Origin of the sequence: Exiguobacterium sp. s192 (assembly GCF_018618795.1) — a bacterium.
Classification (GTDB): Bacteria; Bacillota; Bacilli; order Exiguobacteriales; family Exiguobacteriaceae; genus Exiguobacterium_A; species Exiguobacterium_A undae.
Window position 1 is genome coordinate 102729 of sequence record NZ_JACSMS010000006.1, and the last position, 21826, is coordinate 124554.

Consider the following 21826-nt stretch of genomic DNA (forward strand, 5'->3'; position numbering starts at 1 on the left):
AATGAACCAATTCATACGAATCGAAGGATTGGAAGAAAGATTGACTGAACTGATGGAACAAGAACAAGCGATCTATTACTTGAACCAACGCTTAACGGTTTTTGTATCACTCGGTAATCCGACGGGACGGGCGCAGGTGCATACGTTTCGGGGAAAACGTTTATCGACGATTTTTCAAAAAATCAAGACTCAGCTAGGCGAACGACCAAGTGACTATCAATGGATCAAAGTTGATCTCGCGAAAAACTTTCAATTTTGTACATTTTCCGAATTGAACGCACGTCTGCAACAGACACGTAAAAACTATTTCCGGTCCGGCATCGCCTTCGATACGCGAATGGAATGTGCCTTTCTTGAGGAAGAGTTGAACGGAAATGCGATGTTGACACCAGATCCGGATCACCCTGATTTACGCATCAATTTAAAAAACATGACGCGTTACGTTGAATTGCAAGAACGATCGGTTCCACGGATGGCATTTCATCCGGAGACGCGCTGTATCACCTTTGAGACGACCAGTGTCTTCGAAGAAGACGGTCCCGTTGTCTTACAGATGAACACGACAGCAGAAAAAATAAGAACTTATCAGCAACAGCACGACCTTACTTTTGAAATCACATCGGTTGTTCAACAGGCTGGCCGGTATTTAGCCAAGCAAGTTCAACAGAATGGTCGATTCACATATGGTTACTTTCCGTGTTTTGATAAAAAAATCGCCTATTACAACAGCTTACGTCATGCCAGCACGCTATACGCGATGATCGAAGCCTATGAGGTGACGCCGGACATCGCGTTACGGCAAGCGATTGAACGGGCGAAAGCCTATTTGATCGACGAGTTGATTGTCGTACAAGAGAATCGCGCCTATGTCGTTGATTGGGAGCCGGGCGAAGTGAAGCTGGGCGCGAATGCTGCTGCTATTTTGGCATTGACCCAGTATATGAAGACGTTTCAGGTAACAGATGATTTAGACGTGTGCCGCCAACTCGCCACAGTAATCCTCGAGTTGCAACAAGTAGATGGGAACTTCCATCATGTACTCGCGTATCCGGACATGACCTTAAAAGAAGCCTTTCGTATCGTCTATTACGAAGGGGAGGCAACGTTCGCTCTGCTTCGTCTGTATGAACAGGACCGCGACGAACGATTCTTAACCGCTGTCGTCGATGCCTTCGACTACTTCCTGGAGCGTGAGTACTGGAAGTATCATGATCATTGGTTGAGCTACAGCGTCAATGAACTGACGAAGCACCGACCGGACGACCGCTATTACACGTTTGGACTTCAGAACGTCGCACCGAAACTGACGTTCATCCATGACCGGGAGACGACGTACCCGACGTTTCTTGAATTGATGCTCGCGGCACGGGACATGATTATTCGGATACAGACGCAAGGACGGCAGGTATTGCTCGAAAACTTCCCGCTGGAACAGTTGGAACAAACGATCGAACGGCGGATGCATTATCAGTTGAACGGATTTTTTTATCCGGAAGTCGCCATGTATATGAAACGACCGGAGCGGATACTTGGAAGTTTTTATATCCGTCATCATTCCTTCCGGGTCCGGATTGACGATGTTGAACACAATCTCTCAGGGTATTGTCAGGTCTTGCGGAACAACCGGAAGGAGGTCGAACAACGATGAGACGAAAGGGATCGACGATTTTGCTGCTGATCGGACTCGTTTTGCTTGGATACGTCGGCTATCAAAAGCTGACTGTCCAGCAAACGTTATCCGTGGAACTGGAGAAAGCGAAGGAAGTTGTCGTTCAGGCGGAAGGGCAGTCCACGAAAACAGCTGACAAATCGGGTGAAAAAGAACCGATTGCTCGAAAAGATGACCGGGAACCGGACATGACGTTTGCAAACGGAGAGACACTCGGCTTTCTGTCGATTCGTTCACTCGAGATGGAACTACCGTTACTGGAAGGAGTGGATGAGGCGACACTGGCAAAAGGAGTTGGTCATCATCCGGAAACGGCCTTCCCGGGACAAGCGGACCGGATATTCATCGCCGGTCACAACGATACGACGTTCTCGAAGATTAGTCAGTTGCAAGAAGGTGACGAAGTCGAACTGTTTCTCGCAGACGGTTCGTACCGGTACGTGATGCGTTCGAGTGAAATCGTTGATGATACCGATACACGTGTCTTGCAGTCGACCGGCAAAGAATCACTTGTCATCTCGACCTGTTATCCTTTTTACAATGTAACCGACAGTACAGAACGGTACTTGATTTATCTCGAGCCAGTGAAGGAGGAAGCGCCATGACACGGATCGGCATATTACGTTTGAATGAGAAACCGCAGTTCCGCGATAAGATTGCGTGTGTCGTCGCGGCCTCGATGGGGTTCGAGACCTTTTTCTTTCGCCCGCAAGATGTCGATTTTGACAGTCGGATGATTCAGGCGCAACATTTTTTGGATGACGCGTGGCAGCCAAGTTTTGTCGAGTTTCCGGATGTCATCTACAACCATCTGCCGCTGACGGAAGAACAGAAACAAATCTTTAAGTGGCTGGCGCAAGAGATTCCGTTTACGACGCACCGGATTGGTAATAAGAACGTCGTGCTGAAGCGTTTGGCGCAAGACGGGACGTTTCGGGATAATCTGATTCCGATGCACCGCGTTCGAAAAGGTGCCGATTTGCTGCCGTTACTCGAGCGGTATGGACGCGTCATCTTCAAACCGGCAAACGGCAAACAGGGGCAACGAATTTATACGATGGAGCAAAGGGGAAACGATTCCTTTGATTTTCTGCATTTACTTGAGAATATGAACTATACAAAAGGAGAACTGATTGTCCGTATCGAAGAAGAAACAAAGCGGAATCCGATGATCGTGCAACCATTCATTGCTTCTCAGACGATTCATGGTCATTCCTACTGCATGCGGATCCATGTCGCCAAGGGAGCAGGCGGAAAATGGAAGCTCGTGAAGTTTTTTCCCTTTGTCAGCAACAACAACCAAGAATCGGTCAGTCACTTGAGCCATGGCGCGTTCTCGACGACCCGAATGGACATTTTCATGCAACAGAACTACCCGGAGACGCATCATGAGGTAACGCGGAAAATTGTCGACTTTGCCCGTCGATTCCCGGCTTATTTCGAGTCGTTTTATGCCTATCCGCTCGATGCACTCGGGATCGATGTCGGAATCGGGGCGGACGGTAACCTCTATATTTACGAAGTGAACAGTCTTCCGGGCACCCGTTACGTGGAATTCCAAGCGGAGTATCTTGCCATTCAGTACTGTGACCACCTCGCGCGTCAAAAGTCGTCACCCGAAGTGAACGGGTTGACGGCAGGCTGGATGAAGGAACAGATCGAGGCTTAGAAAAGAGGATGAGTGTGAAGACATTTTTGTTTTATGTCATGGCAACACTTCTCGTCATCGTCATCGTCGCGAAGTTCATGGTACCGCTCCTCGGTTGGTGGGAGCAGGAAGAGACGTCAGGCAATCCTGAAAAAGCACGGACGACCATTCGGCTGAACGAAGGGCAGTTGAAACAATTTGACCGGGAGGACCGGATCGGGGTGACGTACGAGATGGCGGGGCTCCAGTTGAAGACGCTGGATGTCGCACATCGCGATACGACCCGTCAAACGCCATTGCTCGTCATCAATGTTCAAAAAGAAAAGCTGTTGCAAATCATGGGGGAACCGAACCGTCTGCTTGCAATCACGGTCAAAATCACCAATCAATCCGCAGACGAGATTCAGATTTTACCGAAGATTGCGGAATACGAGACAGAAGGGAAAATCGTCACGATTGCGGATCAGTTCAACTCGTTGAACGGTTCCTACAAACCGGGCGAATCACGGATCGGCATCGTCTTCATCCCATCGGCGCAAGTTCGGGTGACGGATGGACGGTTAAGTGTGTTTTATCAAACGATGTCCGGTGAAAAACAACTCCGGATTGCCTTGAATCAAGAAAGCTAAAAAGATCTTGCGCCGGTGAGGGCACAAGATCTTTTTTCTTGTATCTTATTTTTGAACGGCACTGAACGCTTCTTCCGATTCGATACCGGCTTTATTGACAGCCGTGATGATGAAGCGGCCGCTGGCGTCTTCCGGTAATGGGAAGGCTTTCCGTTCGATGGATTCCGTCGCACCTAACTTCTTCCGTTTTCCTTTTTGTTCTTGGTAGATGTTGTACTGGACGACTTCTTCATCTGTTGAGGCGTACCAGTTCACGAAACCGCCGGAAACGCGGACATTCGTTGCTGGTTTCGGAGGTGTTTTGACAGGGTCCGAAGCCTTTTCATCCAGTTCCGTGAAGACGACGAGACGATTGTCGTACGTGCCTTCGTTCTCATCATAGACACCGATGCAAGTAATCAAGTTCAAGTTGCGTTGATCCGATGCGCCGAAGATTTTTTCGAGTGGCGCATCGAGGTGCCCGTACTCGACGAGCTTCTTGACACGGAAGACAAGTGTCCGGCCGGACTCGTCCTTGATTTTGATCGTATCGCCTTTTTTCAGTTCATCGAGACGGTTAAAGACGGCAGGACCGGTCTTTGTATCGGTATGACCGTCGATGACGGCATTCCCGACATCACCTGGACGGGGACCAAACTTATACCAACCGACTTGCTGTTCATTTTTCGGAGTGGCCATGGCGCCTTCTTTATCCAAACCGACCTGCTCGACGTTCGTTTTGACATCAAGCTCATCGATGGCTAACGTTTTTGGGAGTTCAACTTCATTGGTCGAAAGACTCTTAAATTCTTTTTTGAAGATTTCGGACGGTTTGAGTGGATCTTCCTTTGCCTCGGAAGATGCCGCAGACTCAGTTTTGGCGTCGCCTTGCGTGATGTTCGATTGTGGTTCATTCGTGTTTCCGATCAATAGAAAAATTAACGTACCGATTGAAACGAGCATCAAGAGGATGCTGACCGGCAATAACCATTTTTTCAAGACACGTCACTCCTTTCCGAGACAAAGTCTCTTGCGCAGAAAAAGGATAGTGCCGAGGCGCTATCCTTTTTAGTATACCCGAATTCTTATGCGTTTTGACGTTTGCGAGCGAGGACGATTCCGGCTGCACCAAGTGCGAGACCGAAGAGTGCGATCGCACCAGTCGTTGCTGCTGTGTTGTTGTCGCTCATGCCGCCGTTACCTGTGTTTGGCATTGAGCCTGGTGTACCGTCCATGAACTTCTCTGGCGATTGTTTGACGATTGCGTCACCAAGGTTTGCTCCCACGCCGTACATGTAAGCGTAAGACTCACGGAACGTATCAACTGATCCTTTGTAGTCGCCTTCCGTGTACTGCATGAACGTGTCTTGAATGTACATCTCGTGACCAGATACGGCTTCTTGAGCTGCTTTTGTCGGAAGGTTTTCTTCCGTTGCTGCGCCAAGGAACGCACCGAAGTCATTTGAGAACATTTTGAGCATCTCTTGTGCGTCACCCATCAATTTCTTATCGTCATTGATTGCTGCTGTGACAAGGTTTGCTTGGGCTTCGATGTGGTTTTTCGTCCAAACTTGCTCGAACTGATCCGCGCCCGCTTGACCGTAAACCGATTTCATTGCCGCTTTGAAGTCAGCTGTGTGCATGTCTTCTGCCCAGTTTGCTGCATCGTAGTCTTTCGCTTGATCGACGCCTGCTGTCATGCTGATGTTAGCCAGTGCGACGTGCTCTGCTGCAAGACTGTTGAGTGTTGACCGGAGGTCAGCTGCTTTTGTATCCGCTTTTGTGTTGTCGAACTTCTCAGGCATTTGTGTTGTGATCGCGACTGAGAGTGCTTTCGAGATGTCATACATACGGCTGTATCCTTCGCGGAACGTGTTGTACGATCCTTCGTAGTCACCGGCTGCATATTGTTGGAATGTTTTATAGACGTCCGCTTCATGGGCACGGAGAACTTCTTCTGCTGCTGCCTTCGGCAGTTTACCTTCTGTTGCTGTATCAAGGAAGCTCGAGAGGTCTTGGACGAACTCTTCCGTTTCCGCTTTTGAAGCGTTGATGCCGTCTTGGTCGTCGGCTTTGACGGCTTTGACGAGATCTGTTGTGTATTTGTTATGGTCGACGAAGATTTTCTCGAACTGTTTCGCGCCTTCTTCACCGTAGACCGATGCGATCGCTGGTGTCATGTCAAGTGCGTTCTGTTTGAGAGCCGCTTCGTAATATTCTGCGTCTTTTGATCCGTCATATTGTTTTTTCATGTCCATGACGGCAAGCACGAAGTGCTCAGAGAGTAGTTGATCAAGTGTTGCACGAAGGTCAGCGGCTTTTGTTTTGACCGTGACGTTTTTCGCGCCGTCCTCATGTTTCATCTCATCTCCGCCACCAGAAGCGAATGCTGCTGTTCCTGGTAATACGAGTGCTGCTGCCATTGCGGTTGCTGCGAATTTTTTCGTGTTTTTCATTTTGTCTCATCCTCTCAAATTTGGGTGGTATTTAAAACGTGTTTGGTAGTTTTTGTTTTACCGTTCTGAACAGCATACGCACCTCGATTTTATTTGGATTGGAAAATGATAAAAGTTTTTTTGAAAAAGCAGGTGGATTCACTTCTCTTCCTTATATATAAAATGCAGAACTTTTTTTACAAGTTCCTCGTTTGTGCATGTTACACTTAAAAAAAGAACGGTTTTGTAGCTAAATCGAAACTATTTAATACCAGGTACTAATATGCTATGATGTTCTTAGACTGACTCAACGAAAGGTGATCAAGATGGTACAAAATCAAGCAGGAACAGACCAACCGACACGTGAACGTCTCAAACGTCATCAACAAGCAGACAATCAGGGACAACAAGACAAGGAACCGAAACAGCGTCAAAAGATGCGTGAGTATTCCTCACGTCGTGTTCCGATTATCGTTCGCTTACTGATCGTTCTTCTGTTAGTCGTCGTTGCGTTAGTCATCGGTGCGATGGTTGGGTATGCGACACTTGGTGGTGGCGAAGCGATGGATGTCCTTAAGCTCGACACATGGACCCGCATCACCGATTTTTGGACGAAATCTTAAACTAACCAGTGATTGGAGCTGTTTATATGTATACGATTGAACAAATCAAGGAAGTGATTCCCCACCGTTATCCCTTTTTACTCGTCGACCGGATTTTAGAAGTCGAAGAAGGTAAACGGGCGGTCGGAATCAAAAATGTCACGGCCAATGAAGAATTCTTCAATGGTCATTTTCCAGACTACAACGTCATGCCCGGCGTCTTGATCGTCGAAGCATTAGCGCAAGTCGGTGCCTTTGCTGTCCTTAAGATGGAACAGAATCAAGGAAAACTCGCTTTCTTCGCGGGTATTGAAAACTGCCGGTTTAAGCGTCAAGTCGTCCCCGGTGACCAGCTCCGGCTGGAAGTCGAACTGACGAAACTGCGTGGACCGATTGGTAAAGGGCGTGCCACAGCAACGGTCGATGGGGAAGTCGCCTGTACCGCTGAACTCACTTTCGCGATCAAGTGAAGATGTGATGAAGCGCTGGCTGATTCCACTGGCGATTTCGCTGCTTGTCGTTCCTGGTTGTCAACGTGCTGACGAGGTGGAGACCGCTTCCCCGACGGTCATCATCGATCCTGTCAAACGTGCTGGACAAACAGAAAACATCTCGGCTCAGATTTCAGCAACGGAAAATGATCGAATGCGTTTGACGATTCGCACGGCAAACGATATCCGACTCGACGACCAGCAAGTCGATATCCGACTGGATGTCGCCAATCAGTCGATTCCGTTCCCATTTGTTTCATTCGAAGCAAAAAAAATGGGTGAAGTCAGAACGTATACGTCCGATACGACCATCGAAAAAGAAGTATTTGATGAAAACCGCTTACCGGTCTTGATCATCGATGCGGGTGCAGGACGCGGCATTGAGATTCCGCTCGAAGTCGTGCGATAAAAGCAAAGGAAGCATACGATAACCAATCGTTCCCGGTTATCGTATGCTTCTTTTTTATTTTAAGTCGGCTGATTCCGAATGATCTTTGAAAAAAGGACTGGTTTATTTTTACTGTATTGTTTAGAATTTAGGTAGAACATATTTAAAGAATGGGGCGAAAATAAACATAATGCGAAAAATTGGAATGTACATACTAGCTTGTTTGCTTGTTTTTGGTGTCATCACACCGGCACAAGCGGAAACAGCACTGACGTGGGACGTCAAAGGAACGGGAACGAATCCTTACACACTAACCTTTACGGGTGAAGGAGTCGTCAACCTCGAATCGGAAACCGCATTGGTTTTTGAAGAGGGCGTGACAGGACAAGAGATCGACATCGCGAAAACACCGATCGTGACGTTCACGGCAGAGACGGCACCAGTCGTCAAGATCGTCTCGGCCGATCAAACGAAAACGGTCTTGATTGAGTTTGGTCGTGAAGTCAAAGAAGAACCGACACCAGAAGAGCCGGTGACGGAAGAACCACCAGCAGAAGAACCAATCAAGGAAGATCCTCCTGTTGAGGAACCAGTTGAAGAAGAGCCGGTCAAAGAAGAACCTGTTAAAGAAGAACCAAAACCGGAGACGGAACAACCGATCGCGACGACAGGAACGATCAGCGGAACGATCTGGTATGATGAAAACGAAGATGGAATCCGTCAAGAGAAAGAAACGCGTATCAGTGATGTGCCGGTCTACCTCTTGAACGCGGACTATGACGTTGTCGACGAAGCCTATACAAAAGACGGTCTTTATTCGTTTAAGGACCTGAAGCCGGGCACATACTACATCGACGTCTACGGCATGGACATCGGCTACTACTCCACTTCACCGCAACACGAGGGAACGGATCCGACAATCGATTCTGACCTTGATGAGGATGATATGGCGAAAGTTAAACTGACAGCCGGTGAGAATGTACAAATCGATGCCGGTTTATACGGTTATGATGAAGAAGCAGAGTTGGATTTTTCAAACTTATTGCTCGTCACGAACTTCTTTGATGCGAACGCCGACAAGATTCCAGGTTACTCGGAGCAAACACTTCCTGCGACGTATACGGTGACGGATGCGATCACAGGCAGCGACGTTTATACGGAGAAAGTCGGAAAAGACGACGCATTGATGATTGAATTAACACCTGGTACGTACACAGTCAAAACAGAAGTCGCTTCCGGATACACGGTGGAAGCGATGCACCACATCTCACTGGACGACTTGATGGATTCGTTTGAATTTGAAATGACGAAAGCCAGTGTCAAAGCATTGGCGGTCGGCATGGCGGATGAAGAGGAAGAAGAATTCCCGGAGTACGATGAGTTCTTGAAACTGTTCGAACGCAAAGCAACGACGGATTCGATCACATTGACGGAAGACACGATGGGGTATTTCCTCGTCGCGGAAATCGCAAAAGCAAAACCAGTCGTAGCACCGAAGCCAACACCGACACCGACGAAAACACCGGTCAAGACGGTCGAAGCACCGGCGACGAACGTAGCGGATCAACAAACAACGAACACGACGTCAAACGAACGTCTCCCGCAAGCGGGTGAAGACAAACCGTTCCCATATGCAGCAACTGGAGCAGGTCTTGCTGTAGTCGGACTTTGGTTATTGTTACGACGCGCTGGATAACAGGGAAGCCCTTTGGACCGAATCGGTTCAGAGGGCTTTTTGATGTGTGTCTCGATTGACACACACGCACACACGTGTGTATAGTAAGGGTATCAAATGAATGGAAAGAGGGATGACGATGTTAACAACAAAACAGATCAGTGAATTGTTACGTGTCTCGGAAGAAACGGTCCGTCGTTGGATTCGGACAGGCGAACTGCATGCCGAACAGGATGGTAAAGGGTACTTGGTCGATGAACTGGCGTTAAAACGTCTCGTCGACGAAAAGTCGCAGATTCCAGGGAACGCGATGAACAAAGTGTTGCCGATCATCAATGATTTGTTTGGACCGGAAGCAGCGAAGTTCGCGAAGTCGAACTTGTTTGATCCGCTCCGCCAGTCGATGGATCAGACGGCCCCACCTCGTCCGGAAGCATCACCGGAATCGGTTGCGGAAGAACTGAGCCAGCTGAAGCGGAAAAAACGTCGTCTTGAACTCGAACATGAACTGAAGTTGCTCGAGATCGAAGAAAAGATTGCCATTCTCGAACAAAAAGCGAACCGTTTTTAAATCAGACGGTACCAAACGAACGATCCCGAGATAGTACGGGGTCGTTTTTTTTGACAGGGAAGAGAAAGTTGCCTTAGAAAACCTGAACAAGCAAACCAGTTCTGCTTCCGAAACGGACTGTGCGACAATGAAGATATCTTATTAAGCAGAGGAGTCGAAGAGATGTTCCAACGCGATGTTGCACAACACTGGCAAGTGACGTATCAGCAAAACGGTTACCCCCATGTCCAGCAAGGCTGGGTCCTGCCGCCGGAGCGAAAAGACGAGTTTGATCCGTTCATTCTGATGGCGGAAGATTGGTTCAAACGCGGAACCTTTTCCGATCATCCGCACCGCGGTTTCCAGACGATTACCTACGTGATTGACGGACGGCTGGAGCATATCGATAATCACGGCGGACATTCAATCCTCGACGCAGGGGATGTTCAGTACATGAACGCCGGTTGGGCGGCGCGTCACGCGGAAGAAGCGGTTGATGACGATCTGATCCATACGCTGCAACTGTGGCTGAATCTCCCGAAACGTCTGAAGGAGACGACGACGTCGTATCAAAACGTCCTGCTCGAAGAAGCGCCGGTCGTACCGTTCGACGGGGGACAGGTCCGGGTCTATTCCGGTGATATTGCCGGGGTGACCGGACCACTCGACAGTCTGGTTCCGATCACGATGAGTGAGATTGCACTCGCACCGGGTGCGACGTATACACACGTCCTCCCGACGAACCATAATGCGTTTATGTATGTCTTGGCGGGAGAGATCGAAGCCGGAGCAAACAAGACACGGCTTGCGAAGACGATGGCCGCGACACTGACGTTTGACGAACAGGCGTCGGGTGACAGTGGACTGGAACTGATGGCTGTCAGCAGGACGAAGATCTTGATCTATTCCGGACAGCCGATCCGGGAAGAGACGATTGCCTACGGACCGTTTGTCATGAACACGGAAGACGAGATCCGTCAGGCGTACCGGGATTACCACGACGGCAAGTTCGGACCACCGGCTGTCTTGTGACGACAAAAAAACCAGTTCCACAAGTGGACTGGTTTTGTTTCATTGATAGGCGGACACCGCTCAACCTTAGGATGAGGTGGAATCGGTCGTCCGTTTTTTCTTACGCCACCAATACCAGTAGCCAAGTCCAAGTGTAATCGGGATGGCAGCCAGGTAGGGGTTGGCCTCTAAATAACTGATGATCTCAAACAGCGCGAACCATCCACTGAGTAACCCAAGGATAAGTAAGATCGTCCGAATCGCTTCAGGCAGCTTCCGGATACGATATGCGAAGAGACATACGAGGCAAAAGATGATAATCGCCACGAGCATTCCTCCCATTCCCGTATCCAGTATAGCGTATTCGAAAAGCTTTTTCGATGCACAAATCGCTTTCGCTCCCGTATAGTGAAGACAGGGAAACTGACGAAGGACGTGATGAGATGCAAGTGACGGTAATTGGAACCGGTTATGTCGGACTCGTGACCGCGATTGGACTAGCCGACGCGAAACATGATGTAATCTGTGTGGACTTAAATAAAGAACGAATGGAGCGTCTGTCGAACGGAATTGCTCCAATTACGGAAGAAGGAATCGAAGAAGCATTACAACAAAATCAAAGTCGTCTGACCTTCACGACAGAGTATCCGGTATCTGATCTTTATCTGATAGCTGTCGGAACACCAGAACGGGCGGATGGGAGTTGTGATTTATCGGCCGTCGAAGCAGTGGTCAAGTTAATTCATTCGATTCAACCGGACGCTGCTGTCGTCATGAAATCGACAGTACCACCGGGAACGACGGAAAAGTTACAGACGGTCTATCCATCGTTACGTTTTGCGATGGTTCCGGAGTTTTTACGGGAAGGCACAGCGATTCGTGATATGCGTAATCCCCATCGCGTTATCATTGGGGCGCATGATCAACAGTTGGCCGAGACGTTGACGGATTTGTTCAAAACGAATGCACCAATCGTTCATGTGGATCCGACGACGGCAGAACTGATAAAATATGCAGCCAACAGCTTTTTGGCGGTCAAAATCAGTTTCATCAATGAGATTGCCCGATTAGCCGATATTGTCGGAGCAGATGTCGAAGATGTAGCGCACGGAATCGGTCTTGATCCGCGGATCGGTCCTGCCTTCTTGAAGGCGGGCGCAGGTTATGGGGGCTCTTGTTTCCCGAAAGATATCGCTGCCTTGACGACGCTGGCACAACAACAAGGCGAACATCTTCATGTCATTGAAGCAGCTGACCGGACAAACGAAGCACAACTGGAATATGTCCTCGACAAAATCAATCCAAGTCCTGGTCTTCATGTTGCTTTGTTGGGATTAGCGTTCAAGCCGGGAACAGACGATTTACGGGATGCGCCGGCACTACGTCTCGCCGAGCGATTAACGAAGATGGGTGTCACCGTTACAGGATACGACCCGGCAGCAAAAACACTGCTTGATCAAAAGGAATCCATTGAAGAAGCAGTTGCAGGAGCAGATCTTGCTGTCATCATGACGGAGTGGGATGAAATCAAACAGATCACGCCAGAACTTTTAGTCAAACAAATGAAGTCGGCGCGTCTGGTCGACGGCAGGAACTGTTGGGCTTACGTCAATGAGCCAGGAAACGTCCAATACGAAGGGATTGGACGTCCGAATAAAACATTTTCGAACAATCAAACCTTCTGACCTGTCATATAGGGTGAGTCCGCTACGGATTCATCCTATTTTTAATGGTGAAAAGGAGACCCAAAATGAAAATCGATTATTTCAGCGTCATGCCGAGTGGTCCAAAAGGCGCACTGGAAATTCATTGTTTGACGAACGGCAACTGGTATCGACGGGTGAGTGAAGAATGGGAACGTGCGATTCATTACGGCGCCGGTCTGATTCGCATCAAGGACAAAGGAGCCGAATTACGGATTCCGATCGAATTCGGACTCGGTTATGTCTTGCAGTACTTACGGCAATTCGTCGCAGCAGAACGACATACGCTGGATCAGGCGAGACACCATTTACAACAACAGTTGGAATGGATTGGACGTGGCTTACCGATCCAATTGCGTCGACTGGATGAAGTGATTGAAGTGACAGCGGACACCGACCATCGATTTCGTCGGGATGCTTTTTTGGAAGCAATCGAACAAGCCAATCAAAAGGTGTTATGAGTCAAAAAGACAGTCACTTTTGTTCAAGTGTCTATCTTTATTTTATTTCACAAAAATATTGACTTATCTGAAATTCTATATAAATGTAAGCGTTTTCTTAAAAAAGGACAGTTAGATTTTTAATTTCCATATACAGCCTGTAAATATATTTTACTAGTTACTACTATTCACCTATTTTTTACAAAAAACCTATTGTCGTTAGTTTCCGGGTTTTGTATATTGAACCTGTAGCTGAGTCATTCACTTTTTTAGAAGTGTGATTTGGTACAAACCTACCACATACTGAAATCTTTCATATTCAAGGGTTTCGACAACATCTTTCTGTTCATCCCAAACTGGATACATAATGGATCACTGACGATCGTCTACTGAATAGGCGATGGATCGGCGCGTGAAACAGAACGTATTCCTCCGAAGAAGACAGAAGGATTGTTGCATGGGTTAAAGTAAATATTTACAAATATTTTACTTTAAGTGTAGGTTATCTGGTTGGGATTGTTGCTTTTAGTTTTGAAAGACAAGAGGAGGAATTGTAAACATGGCTTACTCGAAAAAAACCAACAAATTGTACGCTGCTGCAGCTGCACTCGCAGTTACTGCATCTGTCGTCGCACCGGTTGCTGCTGACGCGGCAGCAAAGGTCTCTGTTAAATACATCGAACCAATCTTGATGAAACACGCAGGTGGTTCAAAGTATGCGGTTAAGAAATTGACATTGCCGACAAAGGTCAAAGTCAAACTTTCAAACGGCAAATACGAAATGCGTTCTGTTAAATGGAGCGGCTCCGTGAAGTTTGAAACGAAGTACATCAACAAGTACCAAGTCCTTTACGGTACAGTTGCCGGCACTTCGAAAAAAGCAGTCCTCAAAGTAGAACTTCAGAACTATGTCGTTGATATCCTCGAACCAGTCCTCGAACCAGTTCCAGTCGGAGGCAAAGTCGTTCTTCCAAGTACGATCAGCATCCGTTACAAATCAGGCATCATCGTGAAACGCCCGATCAGCAAATTCAACATCAAAACACCGAGCACATCAAAAGCCGGTAAATATAAAATTGCTTACACGTACAAAGGTGCGAACTCTGTCGTGACAGGTTCAATCAACTATGAAGTGAAAGCAGCAATGATCTCAAACGTCATGGGAAGCGTCGATGATCAGACACTTTCTGTTAAAGCAGACGTCATGTACCCAGCTGTGGGTGCGATGGCTGAACTCTTGATCTACCCAGGTAAAGATATGACGAAAGCACCGATCGTCGTCAAAGGATCTCTTTCTAAAGGGAAATTCATGGCGTCACAAGGTGGCATTCCGGAAGGCACACACAGCTATGTCGTCAAAGTCGGCGATGTGAAATCAGCTGCGATGGACTTCACGGTTGCAAACACAGTTCTCGCTTCAGCAAAAGCACTCGGCAAAGACAAAGTCGAAGTATCGTTCTCACGTGCCGTTGATTCTGTTACTGCAGACAACTTCAAAATCGCAGGCGGTACAGTCAAATCAGCAACACTCAGCGCTGACAAGAAATCGGCTGTCCTCGAAGTCGAAGGCTTAGAGTATGGTAAAGATTACACGGTCGACGCGAAAGGCATCCTCATCGGTGGCGTCGCGAAAGACCTCGGTTCACTCAGCTTCATGACGCAAAGCGTCGAAAACATCTGGATGCTCGAAGTCACACCAAAAGCGTCTTCGATCCTTGCAAACGGATCAGACAACACGGAAGTGACATTCCAATTGAAAAACAAAGCAACTGGTGAAGTGGATATGAAAGCAGACGATATCGTCTTGAAATTATCGACATCATTCGGTTCGCTTGCGAAAGAACGCGTCACAATCCAAGACGGTAAAGCGACAGTCCTCCTCACTTCTGAGTTCAGCAACACGGATCTCGAAGCGACAATCGATGCGCAAATCATCGAGACAGTCAACGGTGAGTACAAAGACTTGATCGGTAAAATCGATGGACAAGCAAAAGTGAAGTTCAGCACAGTCATGGTCACGCCGGCTCCGGTTGAGATGATCAATGTCCTTGCAGCTGAATCAAACCAAGCGGATCGTGTGACGATCTTCCTCGACAAAGCCGTTTCACGTGAGTTGTTACTCAAGTCATTCGGACTTGATAAAATGAGACCAAGTCTTCACGAAGAAGATTACTTGGCAAATGACAACATCCAAATCGAGCAATTCGACGGGATGAAACGCGTCATCGGCATCAAGTCAGTTCCTTCGAATCCAAAAGCCTTCGAAGTCATCTTGGATAAAGAAACACCGCTCCAAGACAACGCGACGGTCAAAGTCCTTGCGAAAATCACAAGCAGCACGGATACAGAAGTCAAATCAAAAGCGAGCTTCAAATTGACGGATGCACGTCAACCGGAAGTCACGTCTGTTAAAGCAGTCGGCTTGAACCAACTCGAAGTGAAGTTCTCAGAAGCAATCGCTGATGCGAAATTCAAAATCGACGGTCAGTTCGGCGAGAAATACTTCGACGTGAAATATCTCGGCTTCGATAACAAAGAGGGCGTCGACCGCCGCGATACAGTCATCATCACATTGAACGATGAACAGATGATGGCAGCTGTCAAAGCAGAAGAAGCTTACCCAGGACCGAAAAAAGGGTACTTCACGCCAGGTAAACACTCACTTCAGATCTGGGATGCAATGGACTTCGCGGCCCTTTCAGATGAGTCGAACATCGGAACGACACAAAACCTCGACTTCACAGTTGCAGCAGATACAGTCAAACCGACAGCTGGTGTCGTCGTCGAGTCGCCTGAACAATTCCGTGTGATGTTCAGCAAACAACTCAAAAACCTCAGCCTTGCTGATGTTCAAGCACTCCTTGGTTCGAAAATGAAACTGGAGCGTTACAACTCAGGCACGAAGTTGTATGAAGACTTCAGCCAGTACGCTGAAATCACATACTACAACGAAGAAACAGGCGAAGTTCTCGTTGAGCTCAAGAAAGACTGGACGGAAATCTACGATACCGTCAACACGAAAGAAAACTACTACAACGATAAGTTCAAAATCACGCTCGCGAAAGATTCTGTCAAAGCAGAAGCGAACGGCGAGAAAAACGATGCCTTGTCACTCGACCTCAATTACTCTGGTTCACCGCTTAACACACCAGATCTGAAGAGTGCGGAAATCAATGCCATCGACCGTATCCTCCTCTCAAACGACTTCAACGTCATGATGAGCGAGCCGGTTAAATTACGTGGTCTTGATCAAGCGGATACACCACTCATCAACGCGGACGGTACAGTCTTGCCGCCGAAAACAACAGTTGAGTTCATCGGTAAAGACAAAGACGGCAAAATCGTCACAATCGATGGTTCAGTTGTTGGCTACACAAACAGTTCAGACATGAACTTCCGTGTCGCAGCCAACCAAAGCCTGCAAAACCTCGTCGACAACGCAGGATACGGCGAAGAGTGGAAAGTCGTCGTCAAATCACTTTCAGATGATGTCGGTAACACGGTTGCTACAGCGACACATGACTTCAAAATCATGAAAACGCCTGTTAAACCAGTTGTTTCACCGTTCGAAATCGAAAAAGTGTCTGCTAACGCAAAAGACGAAAAAGACGTCATCCGCGTCAAGTTCTCGGAAGGTGTTCAGTACTCAGGTATGTACGATGCAACAAGTACAGCTCAGTACACATTAAACGGGAAAAACTTGCCGGTCGGCACAAGCATCTCGCTTGCTGACTCAGATGATAACCTCTCGAACGGACTTGATATCGTCAAGATCAAAGTTCCAGCAGGTACGCTCAAAACATTGTCGAATGTCATCACGGTTAACAAAGAGCTTCAGTCGTATGACAACTCTGTCTTGACTGGCGGCTACGAGAAAGCAGTTCTTCTCGGATTGAACTAAGCATTACGAACATCTTCTGTCCAGAAATGGATGGAAGGTGTTTTTTTGTTGTGATTAGCGCAATCGATTGCATTTTAGCAAATCTATTGACTTTTTTTAAAAATTTACAGGTGTCATGACAAAAGAAAGGTGGTAAATTATGTGATATTGATTAGTAATTAAAGGAAAAAACAATCAAATACATACAGATAATAAAGGAGAATAATACCAATGAAGAACACGAAAAAAGTATCAGCGGGATTACTGGCTACTCTCGTAGCAGCAAGTAGTCTTGGCGTCGCACCAAAACAAGCAGCAGCCTATACATCAGGTGAAAAGCTGGATAACCACGTTATCTTCCAAAGCTTCAGCCTCTACCAACCGTACGACAGCAATATGTACCGGACACTCGCTAAAAAAGGGGACTTGTTGAACTCATGGGGTGTGACAGACGTCTGGATGCCACCAGCTTACCGTTCGTTTGACATGGCACGTTACATGGAAGGATATGCAATCGCTGATCGTTATGATTTCGGTGAGTTCCCGCAAGGACCAGGCGGAGCAACGGCGACGAAATACGGAAAAGCCAGTCACCTCGAAATGATGGTCGACATGCTACATGACGACAACATCAAGGTTCAGATGGATTTGGTACCGAACCAAATGCTTGGTTTAAACCAGCGTGAAGCCGTCTTCGTTCGTCGTGCGACAAGCTCAGGTGAGCCGTTCGCAAATCCGTACACAGGTGGACAAACAACGAAAACAATCGCGACACCTTACCTCGCCTATACAAAAGGTGGCGGAATGGGGCAAGCGAAATACGGTTACCTCAAAGAGTGGAACAAAACCTTCTTAAACGGAACGTCACTACAAGGTCAAGGTACAGGACGTGTCATGACGGACAAAGACGGTAAACCGTACCGTTACTTTGGACCAAACGATGAGAAAAACTACCTTCCGGAATGGTTGATCGAAGCGTCGAAAACACAAAGCTTGAACGTCGTCGATACGTACCTTGCAGCTGACGGCTGGTATGAAGTCTCGCCGCAAAACTGGAAACCGATGTTGTCGCAATATGCGAAAGATCCGGGATACCTCGCTTATATGAAAGAAAACGGTTTTGAGACAAAAGAAGCACTCCTTGCATCAGCAGATAACACAACGATTGCCAAGTTGACGGAAGACTACATGAAGACACAAGCGGTCTACGGATACGGATCGGAAGAGCGTTCGTACCAAAATGACAATTCAGGCATCGACATCGAAGATCAGTTCCTGTTCGTCGACGAGACGGGTTACCCACTGCAAGCCTATAACAAGACGATGACGAACAATGATGAGTTCTTGCTTGGCGTAGACTTGGCTAACTCGAACACAGAAGTCATCAAAGAGCAAAAGAACTGGATGAAGTGGATGCTTGAGACATACAAGTTTGACGGTTTCCGGATCGATGCGGCGTCACACTACGATGTAGCGATTTTAAAAGCTGAAGCAGAAGTTGCTAAAGAGCACTTTGGTAAAAAAGAGCACTTGAGCTACATCGAGAGCTACAAATCAGAGCAAAAATCATACATGAAGGCAAACAATGATGAGCAGCTCATCATGGATTCGCCGCTCTACTTCACGATGCGGAATGCACTCGGAAACGAAGCATCAAAACGTCCGTTAAGTGCCATCGCAAGTGGTTCAACCGTTAACCGTGCAGGAGCAGGTTCGACGGATGTATCTGCGAACTGGTCATTCGTCAACAACCATGACCAAGAGAAAAACCGCGTCAACCAAATCATGCTCGATCTTTACGGTATCAAAACAGGCGTCCAGTACGCAGCAGGCGAAGAACCAAAATCGTTCGAAAAAATGTACGATAAAGAAACAGAGAAGCAAGCACTTAAAATCTACAATGCAGAACTCGCAAGCACGAAGAAAAAATACTCGGTCGATAACGTCGTTTCGCAGTATGCTTACTTGCTGACGAACAAAGACACAGTCCCGACTGTCTATTATGGTGACTTGTATCAGACCGATGCTTCGTATATGGCGAAACAAACACCATATTATGAGGAAATCACGAACTTGTTGAAAGTCCGCAAGCAGTACGCATACGGTGCTCAAAAAGTCGTGTCTCACACAGCGAACACGTCAAAAGTTGCTGGAGATCACTTGATCTCAAGCGTTCGTCTCGGTAAAAACCGCAACACGGGTGTAGCGACAGTCATCGGGAAAAAATCAGCACTCAACACGACAATCAAAGTCGATATGGGTAAACTTCATACGAACCAAGTTTTCGTCGATGCAAGCGGCATCAGCAAGACGAAACTCGTCACTGATAAAAACGGTATCTTGACAGTTCCAGTCAAAGGAATGAGAACGGCAGAAGTGAACGGATACCTTGGTGTCTTCGTTCCACAAACAACAAAAGCACCAACTGCAACGATTGAAAAAGCAAGTGTCTACCAAGGAAAAGGCATCAACCTGAAAACGAAAGTCGCGAATAGCGCATCAGCTGTCTCGTCGATTCGTTATCAAGTAGCCGATTCATCAAAAGCAACAGTCGATACAACGGGACGCCTTGTTGGTAAAGCGGCTGGGAAGACAACCGTCACCGCAACGGTCACATTAAAAGACGGTTTCGTCTTAACGACGACATTGCCGATCGAAACAAAAGTCAACAGCGTCACGCTCAAAGCAACCCAAAAAACATTGAAGCCGGGTCAAGTCACGACAATCGGTTACGCGGCCGCGACAGATAAAATCAAGTCTGTCAGCTACGCGTCACTCAACAAAAAGGTCGCGACGGTTTCGACAAAAGGTCAAGTCAAAGCCATTAACAAAGGAACAACATCCATTCGCGTCACGTATACGACGGTCGGAAACTACAAGGTTGTCAAAACCTTTAAAGTCATCGTCAAGTAAGCTTCACATCCATCACCGCTTTGGTGATGGATGTTTTGCTTTAAAATAAACGAATCAGGTAAATGATTTTCAATATTCCACATTATTCCAATATTATCGGGTACATAGGAGTATATACCTAAGAAGAATAAAGGAGTGGCGGGATGAAACGAATCATTTCAGGTGGTCTGGCACTGAGCGTGTTGATGGGATTTGGATTAAACGGAGAAGCAGTCGATCAGCAAAAAACGGTCAGTCGTCAGCAAGTCAATCAAGCGAAAGCATTCCCGATGTTCCATGGCAGTTATGTCGGTGCACCACTGAAAGGACGTTTTGATGAGGACGGACTGGATATCTGGTATCTGGATGCGAAAGACTTTGTCGCGGACGGGACGCATCTCGAGTTTGATCTCGATTGGGATATCTACGGGACGATGTTTACGAGTAAGGCCGATGCCGATGTCGGACGTGTCTACAACCGCTATTTTCAGCGCAATGACGAAACGATGTATTTCCCGCTCAGTTGGAGCGGACGGCAGTATCTGATTTTAGAAGGGTATCCGGGGGATACGTACTCCGTTCCGTTCAGCGTTTCACGCTACGAACCGATTGATCTGACGCGCAGTGCGTCTGTCCAAGCCAAAACGATGACGGCACTGATCGTTCAAACGAAAGCTGGCATGGTGCGGGGCAGCAGTCTCGGGGCGACGAGCGTTCAAGCGTTGGCACCGGAACTCCGCCTCGAAAAATTGACCTACCAATCGGTGGCGGAAGCGGCACAAGCAAAACGAAAACTCGAACAATCACGTGCGACGGCGTATGTTGAATACGATACACCAATCAAAGCGTTTGGTGCCGATGCGTTTAAGAAACATCAATGGTCGCTCCTCAACACGGGTCAGAAAAAAGGTGTCAAAGGAGCTGACATCAGTCTGACGGCGATGCAAAAACGGATCGCGAAAAAGAAACAAGCAACGACACTCGTTGCCGTGATTGATTCCGGTGTTAATCCGAGTTACGCCGACTTTGCCGGGAAGGTCCGGATGGATCTCGGTTATGATTTCGTCAATCGTTCGAAGACAGCTTGGGATGATCATGGTCACGGTTCACATGTCGCCGGTGTCATCGCAGCCGGCAGTGACAACACGTATGGGATGACGGGCATCAATGCGAAAGCATCCATCATCCCGATCAAGATCCTGGATGAAAGTGGGGCCGGTTATACATCAGATCTCGTCAGCGGGATCAATCATGCGGTCAAAAAAGGCGCAAAGGTCATCAACCTTAGTCTCGGTGGCGACACGTCATCGAAATCGGTTGAGTCAGCCCTTTCCTATGCGAAAAGTAAAAACGTCTTGATTGTCGCCGCGTCCGGTAATGCCGGCAAAAAGACGGTCGCTTATCCGGCACGTTCGAAGTATGTCTTCTCGGTCGGTGCGACCGGTCGGACCGATAAACGGGCTTCGTTCTCGAACTACGGGACGGGACTCGATCTCGTCGCACCGGGTGTCGAGATTCCAAGTTATTTGGCGGACGGAGAAATTGCCTTCGCGAGCGGGACTTCGATGGCAGCACCGCATGTTGCAGCTGTCGCCAGTGTCCTGTACAGTCTCAAACCGACGATTAAAGCGTCGGACGTCGAAAGTTTTCTTAAGAAATCCGCCAAGGATCTCGGGACGAAAGGGTATGATACGACGTACGGTTACGGTCGACTGAATGCCGATCGAGCAACGAGTTATATTAAGTGAAGCGATACGGTGAATCCAATCAATATGGGATTCACCTTTTTTAATGGAGTGCTTCAAAAACAGAGGAAAAAAACCGATAAAAAGAC

Annotated in this window: 18 protein-coding genes; 15 read left to right on the forward strand and 3 right to left on the reverse strand. The window is 47.7% G+C overall.

Annotated features, from left to right (window positions below; all coding sequences use genetic code 11):
• Nucleotide 1 precedes the first annotated feature (1 nt).
• The 4 genes from KNP87_RS11310 to KNP87_RS11325 are packed head-to-tail and all read left to right on the forward strand — an operon-like array spanning nucleotide 2 to nucleotide 3946.
• Entirely contained in the window at nucleotides 2-1648 is a 1647-nt protein-coding gene (locus tag KNP87_RS11310; RefSeq protein WP_214721715.1) for a glycoside hydrolase family protein, read from the forward strand.
• Nucleotides 1645-2274: a class D sortase gene (locus tag KNP87_RS11315; RefSeq protein WP_214721716.1), complete on the forward strand. Its 630-nt coding sequence runs from the start codon at nucleotides 1645-1647 to the stop codon at nucleotides 2272-2274. The genes KNP87_RS11310 and KNP87_RS11315 overlap by 4 nt, the downstream gene beginning before the upstream one ends.
• The gene (locus KNP87_RS11320) at nucleotides 2271-3338 is read left to right on the forward strand and encodes a YheC/YheD family protein (protein WP_214721717.1); all 1068 of its coding nucleotides are present in this window, start codon (nucleotides 2271-2273) and stop codon (nucleotides 3336-3338) included. Before KNP87_RS11315 ends, KNP87_RS11320 begins: the two co-directional genes overlap by 4 nt.
• Nucleotides 3339-3352: 14 nt before the next feature.
• Nucleotides 3353-3946 (forward strand): hypothetical protein, encoded by a 594-nt coding sequence (locus KNP87_RS11325; protein ID WP_214721718.1) that lies wholly within the window; start codon nucleotides 3353-3355, stop codon nucleotides 3944-3946.
• A 45-nt stretch (nucleotides 3947-3991) separates the two neighbouring features.
• Here KNP87_RS11325 and KNP87_RS11330 read toward each other — a convergent pair whose 3' ends face one another.
• Both KNP87_RS11330 and KNP87_RS11335 read right to left on the reverse strand, forming a co-directional pair.
• The gene (locus KNP87_RS11330) at nucleotides 3992-4924 is read right to left on the reverse strand and encodes a class F sortase (RefSeq protein WP_214721719.1); all 933 of its coding nucleotides are present in this window, start codon (nucleotides 4922-4924) and stop codon (nucleotides 3992-3994) included.
• A gap of 86 nt (nucleotides 4925-5010) precedes the next feature.
• The gene (locus tag KNP87_RS11335) at nucleotides 5011-6381 is read right to left on the reverse strand and encodes a copper amine oxidase (RefSeq protein ID WP_028105594.1); all 1371 of its coding nucleotides are present in this window, start codon (nucleotides 6379-6381) and stop codon (nucleotides 5011-5013) included.
• Between the two features lie 305 nt (nucleotides 6382-6686).
• Here KNP87_RS11335 and KNP87_RS11340 point away from each other — a divergent pair, with 305 nt between their 5' ends.
• The 6 genes from KNP87_RS11340 (at nucleotide 6687) to KNP87_RS11365 (ending at nucleotide 11098) form a co-directional block, all read left to right on the forward strand.
• Nucleotides 6687-6983, forward strand: a complete 297-nt coding sequence (locus KNP87_RS11340; protein WP_026831949.1) for a DNA-directed RNA polymerase subunit beta — start codon at nucleotides 6687-6689, stop codon at nucleotides 6981-6983.
• A gap of 26 nt (nucleotides 6984-7009) precedes the next feature.
• A complete protein-coding gene (gene fabZ / locus KNP87_RS11345) occupies nucleotides 7010-7432 on the forward strand; it encodes a 3-hydroxyacyl-ACP dehydratase FabZ (protein ID WP_012371522.1) in 423 nt (140 codons plus the stop codon).
• Nucleotides 7368-7862 carry a hypothetical protein gene (locus KNP87_RS11350; protein WP_353049369.1) on the forward strand — a complete coding sequence of 165 codons (495 nt, stop codon included), beginning with the start codon at nucleotides 7368-7370 and terminating at the stop codon, nucleotides 7860-7862. The genes fabZ and KNP87_RS11350 overlap by 65 nt, the downstream gene beginning before the upstream one ends.
• A 169-nt stretch (nucleotides 7863-8031) precedes the next feature.
• Nucleotides 8032-9537, forward strand: coding sequence for an SdrD B-like domain-containing protein (locus tag KNP87_RS11355; protein ID WP_214721720.1), 1506 nt, complete (start codon nucleotides 8032-8034; stop codon nucleotides 9535-9537).
• Nucleotides 9538-9655: 118 nt separating this feature from the next.
• The gene (locus KNP87_RS11360) at nucleotides 9656-10087 is read left to right on the forward strand and encodes a helix-turn-helix domain-containing protein (RefSeq protein WP_214721721.1); all 432 of its coding nucleotides are present in this window, start codon (nucleotides 9656-9658) and stop codon (nucleotides 10085-10087) included.
• Between the two features lie 162 nt (nucleotides 10088-10249).
• Nucleotides 10250-11098, forward strand: coding sequence for a pirin family protein (locus tag KNP87_RS11365; protein WP_214721722.1), 849 nt, complete (start codon nucleotides 10250-10252; stop codon nucleotides 11096-11098).
• Between the two features lie 66 nt (nucleotides 11099-11164).
• On the opposite strand, the gene KNP87_RS11370 is transcribed toward KNP87_RS11365, so the two are convergent.
• On the reverse strand, nucleotides 11165-11410 hold the full coding sequence (locus tag KNP87_RS11370) for a hypothetical protein (protein WP_233550726.1): 246 nt from the start codon (nucleotides 11408-11410) through the stop codon (nucleotides 11165-11167).
• Between the two features lie 110 nt (nucleotides 11411-11520).
• Here KNP87_RS11370 and KNP87_RS11375 point away from each other — a divergent pair, with 110 nt between their 5' ends.
• The 5 genes from KNP87_RS11375 to KNP87_RS11395 all read left to right on the forward strand — a co-directional run bounded on the left by KNP87_RS11375 (nucleotide 11521) and on the right by KNP87_RS11395 (nucleotide 21740).
• Nucleotides 11521-12762: a UDP-glucose dehydrogenase family protein gene (locus KNP87_RS11375; RefSeq protein ID WP_214721723.1), complete on the forward strand. Its 1242-nt coding sequence runs from the start codon at nucleotides 11521-11523 to the stop codon at nucleotides 12760-12762.
• Between the two features lie 65 nt (nucleotides 12763-12827).
• A complete protein-coding gene (locus KNP87_RS11380) occupies nucleotides 12828-13241 on the forward strand; it encodes a hypothetical protein (protein WP_214721724.1) in 414 nt (137 codons plus the stop codon).
• A gap of 538 nt (nucleotides 13242-13779) precedes the next feature.
• Entirely contained in the window at nucleotides 13780-17121 is a 3342-nt protein-coding gene (locus KNP87_RS11385) for a hypothetical protein (protein ID WP_214721725.1), read from the forward strand.
• A 210-nt stretch (nucleotides 17122-17331) separates the two neighbouring features.
• A complete protein-coding gene (locus KNP87_RS11390) occupies nucleotides 17332-20013 on the forward strand; it encodes a glycoside hydrolase family 70 protein (protein ID WP_214721726.1) in 2682 nt (893 codons plus the stop codon).
• 143 nt (nucleotides 20014-20156) lie between these two features.
• The gene (locus KNP87_RS11395; RefSeq protein WP_251135561.1) at nucleotides 20157-21740 is read left to right on the forward strand and encodes a S8 family peptidase; all 1584 of its coding nucleotides are present in this window, start codon (nucleotides 20157-20159) and stop codon (nucleotides 21738-21740) included.
• The last annotated feature ends 86 nt before the right edge of the window (nucleotides 21741-21826 follow it).

What these genes read in the sequence shown, in the direction of transcription:
- KNP87_RS11360 (WP_214721721.1), top strand. Translation starts at nt 9,656, where the DNA reads ATGTTAACAACAAAACAGATCAGTGAATTGTTACGTGTCTCGGAAGAA.
- fabZ (WP_012371522.1), top strand. Translation starts at nt 7,010, where the DNA reads ATGTATACGATTGAACAAATCAAGGAAGTGATTCCCCACCGTTATCCC.
- KNP87_RS11365 (WP_214721722.1), top strand. Translation starts at nt 10,250, where the DNA reads ATGTTCCAACGCGATGTTGCACAACACTGGCAAGTGACGTATCAGCAA.
- KNP87_RS11320 (WP_214721717.1), top strand. Translation starts at nt 2,271, where the DNA reads ATGACACGGATCGGCATATTACGTTTGAATGAGAAACCGCAGTTCCGC.
- KNP87_RS11390 (WP_214721726.1), top strand. Translation starts at nt 17,332, where the DNA reads ATGAAGAACACGAAAAAAGTATCAGCGGGATTACTGGCTACTCTCGTA.
- KNP87_RS11355 (WP_214721720.1), top strand. Translation starts at nt 8,032, where the DNA reads ATGCGAAAAATTGGAATGTACATACTAGCTTGTTTGCTTGTTTTTGGT.
- KNP87_RS11340 (WP_026831949.1), top strand. Translation starts at nt 6,687, where the DNA reads ATGGTACAAAATCAAGCAGGAACAGACCAACCGACACGTGAACGTCTC.
- KNP87_RS11310 (WP_214721715.1), top strand. Translation starts at nt 2, where the DNA reads ATGAACCAATTCATACGAATCGAAGGATTGGAAGAAAGATTGACTGAA.
- KNP87_RS11315 (WP_214721716.1), top strand. Translation starts at nt 1,645, where the DNA reads ATGAGACGAAAGGGATCGACGATTTTGCTGCTGATCGGACTCGTTTTG.
- KNP87_RS11375 (WP_214721723.1), top strand. Translation starts at nt 11,521, where the DNA reads ATGCAAGTGACGGTAATTGGAACCGGTTATGTCGGACTCGTGACCGCG.
- KNP87_RS11385 (WP_214721725.1), top strand. Translation starts at nt 13,780, where the DNA reads ATGGCTTACTCGAAAAAAACCAACAAATTGTACGCTGCTGCAGCTGCA.
- KNP87_RS11380 (WP_214721724.1), top strand. Translation starts at nt 12,828, where the DNA reads ATGAAAATCGATTATTTCAGCGTCATGCCGAGTGGTCCAAAAGGCGCA.
- KNP87_RS11335 (WP_028105594.1), bottom strand. Translation starts at nt 6,381, where the DNA reads ATGAAAAACACGAAAAAATTCGCAGCAACCGCAATGGCAGCAGCACTC.
- KNP87_RS11370 (WP_233550726.1), bottom strand. Translation starts at nt 11,410, where the DNA reads ATGCTCGTGGCGATTATCATCTTTTGCCTCGTATGTCTCTTCGCATAT.
- KNP87_RS11395 (WP_251135561.1), top strand. Translation starts at nt 20,157, where the DNA reads ATGAAACGAATCATTTCAGGTGGTCTGGCACTGAGCGTGTTGATGGGA.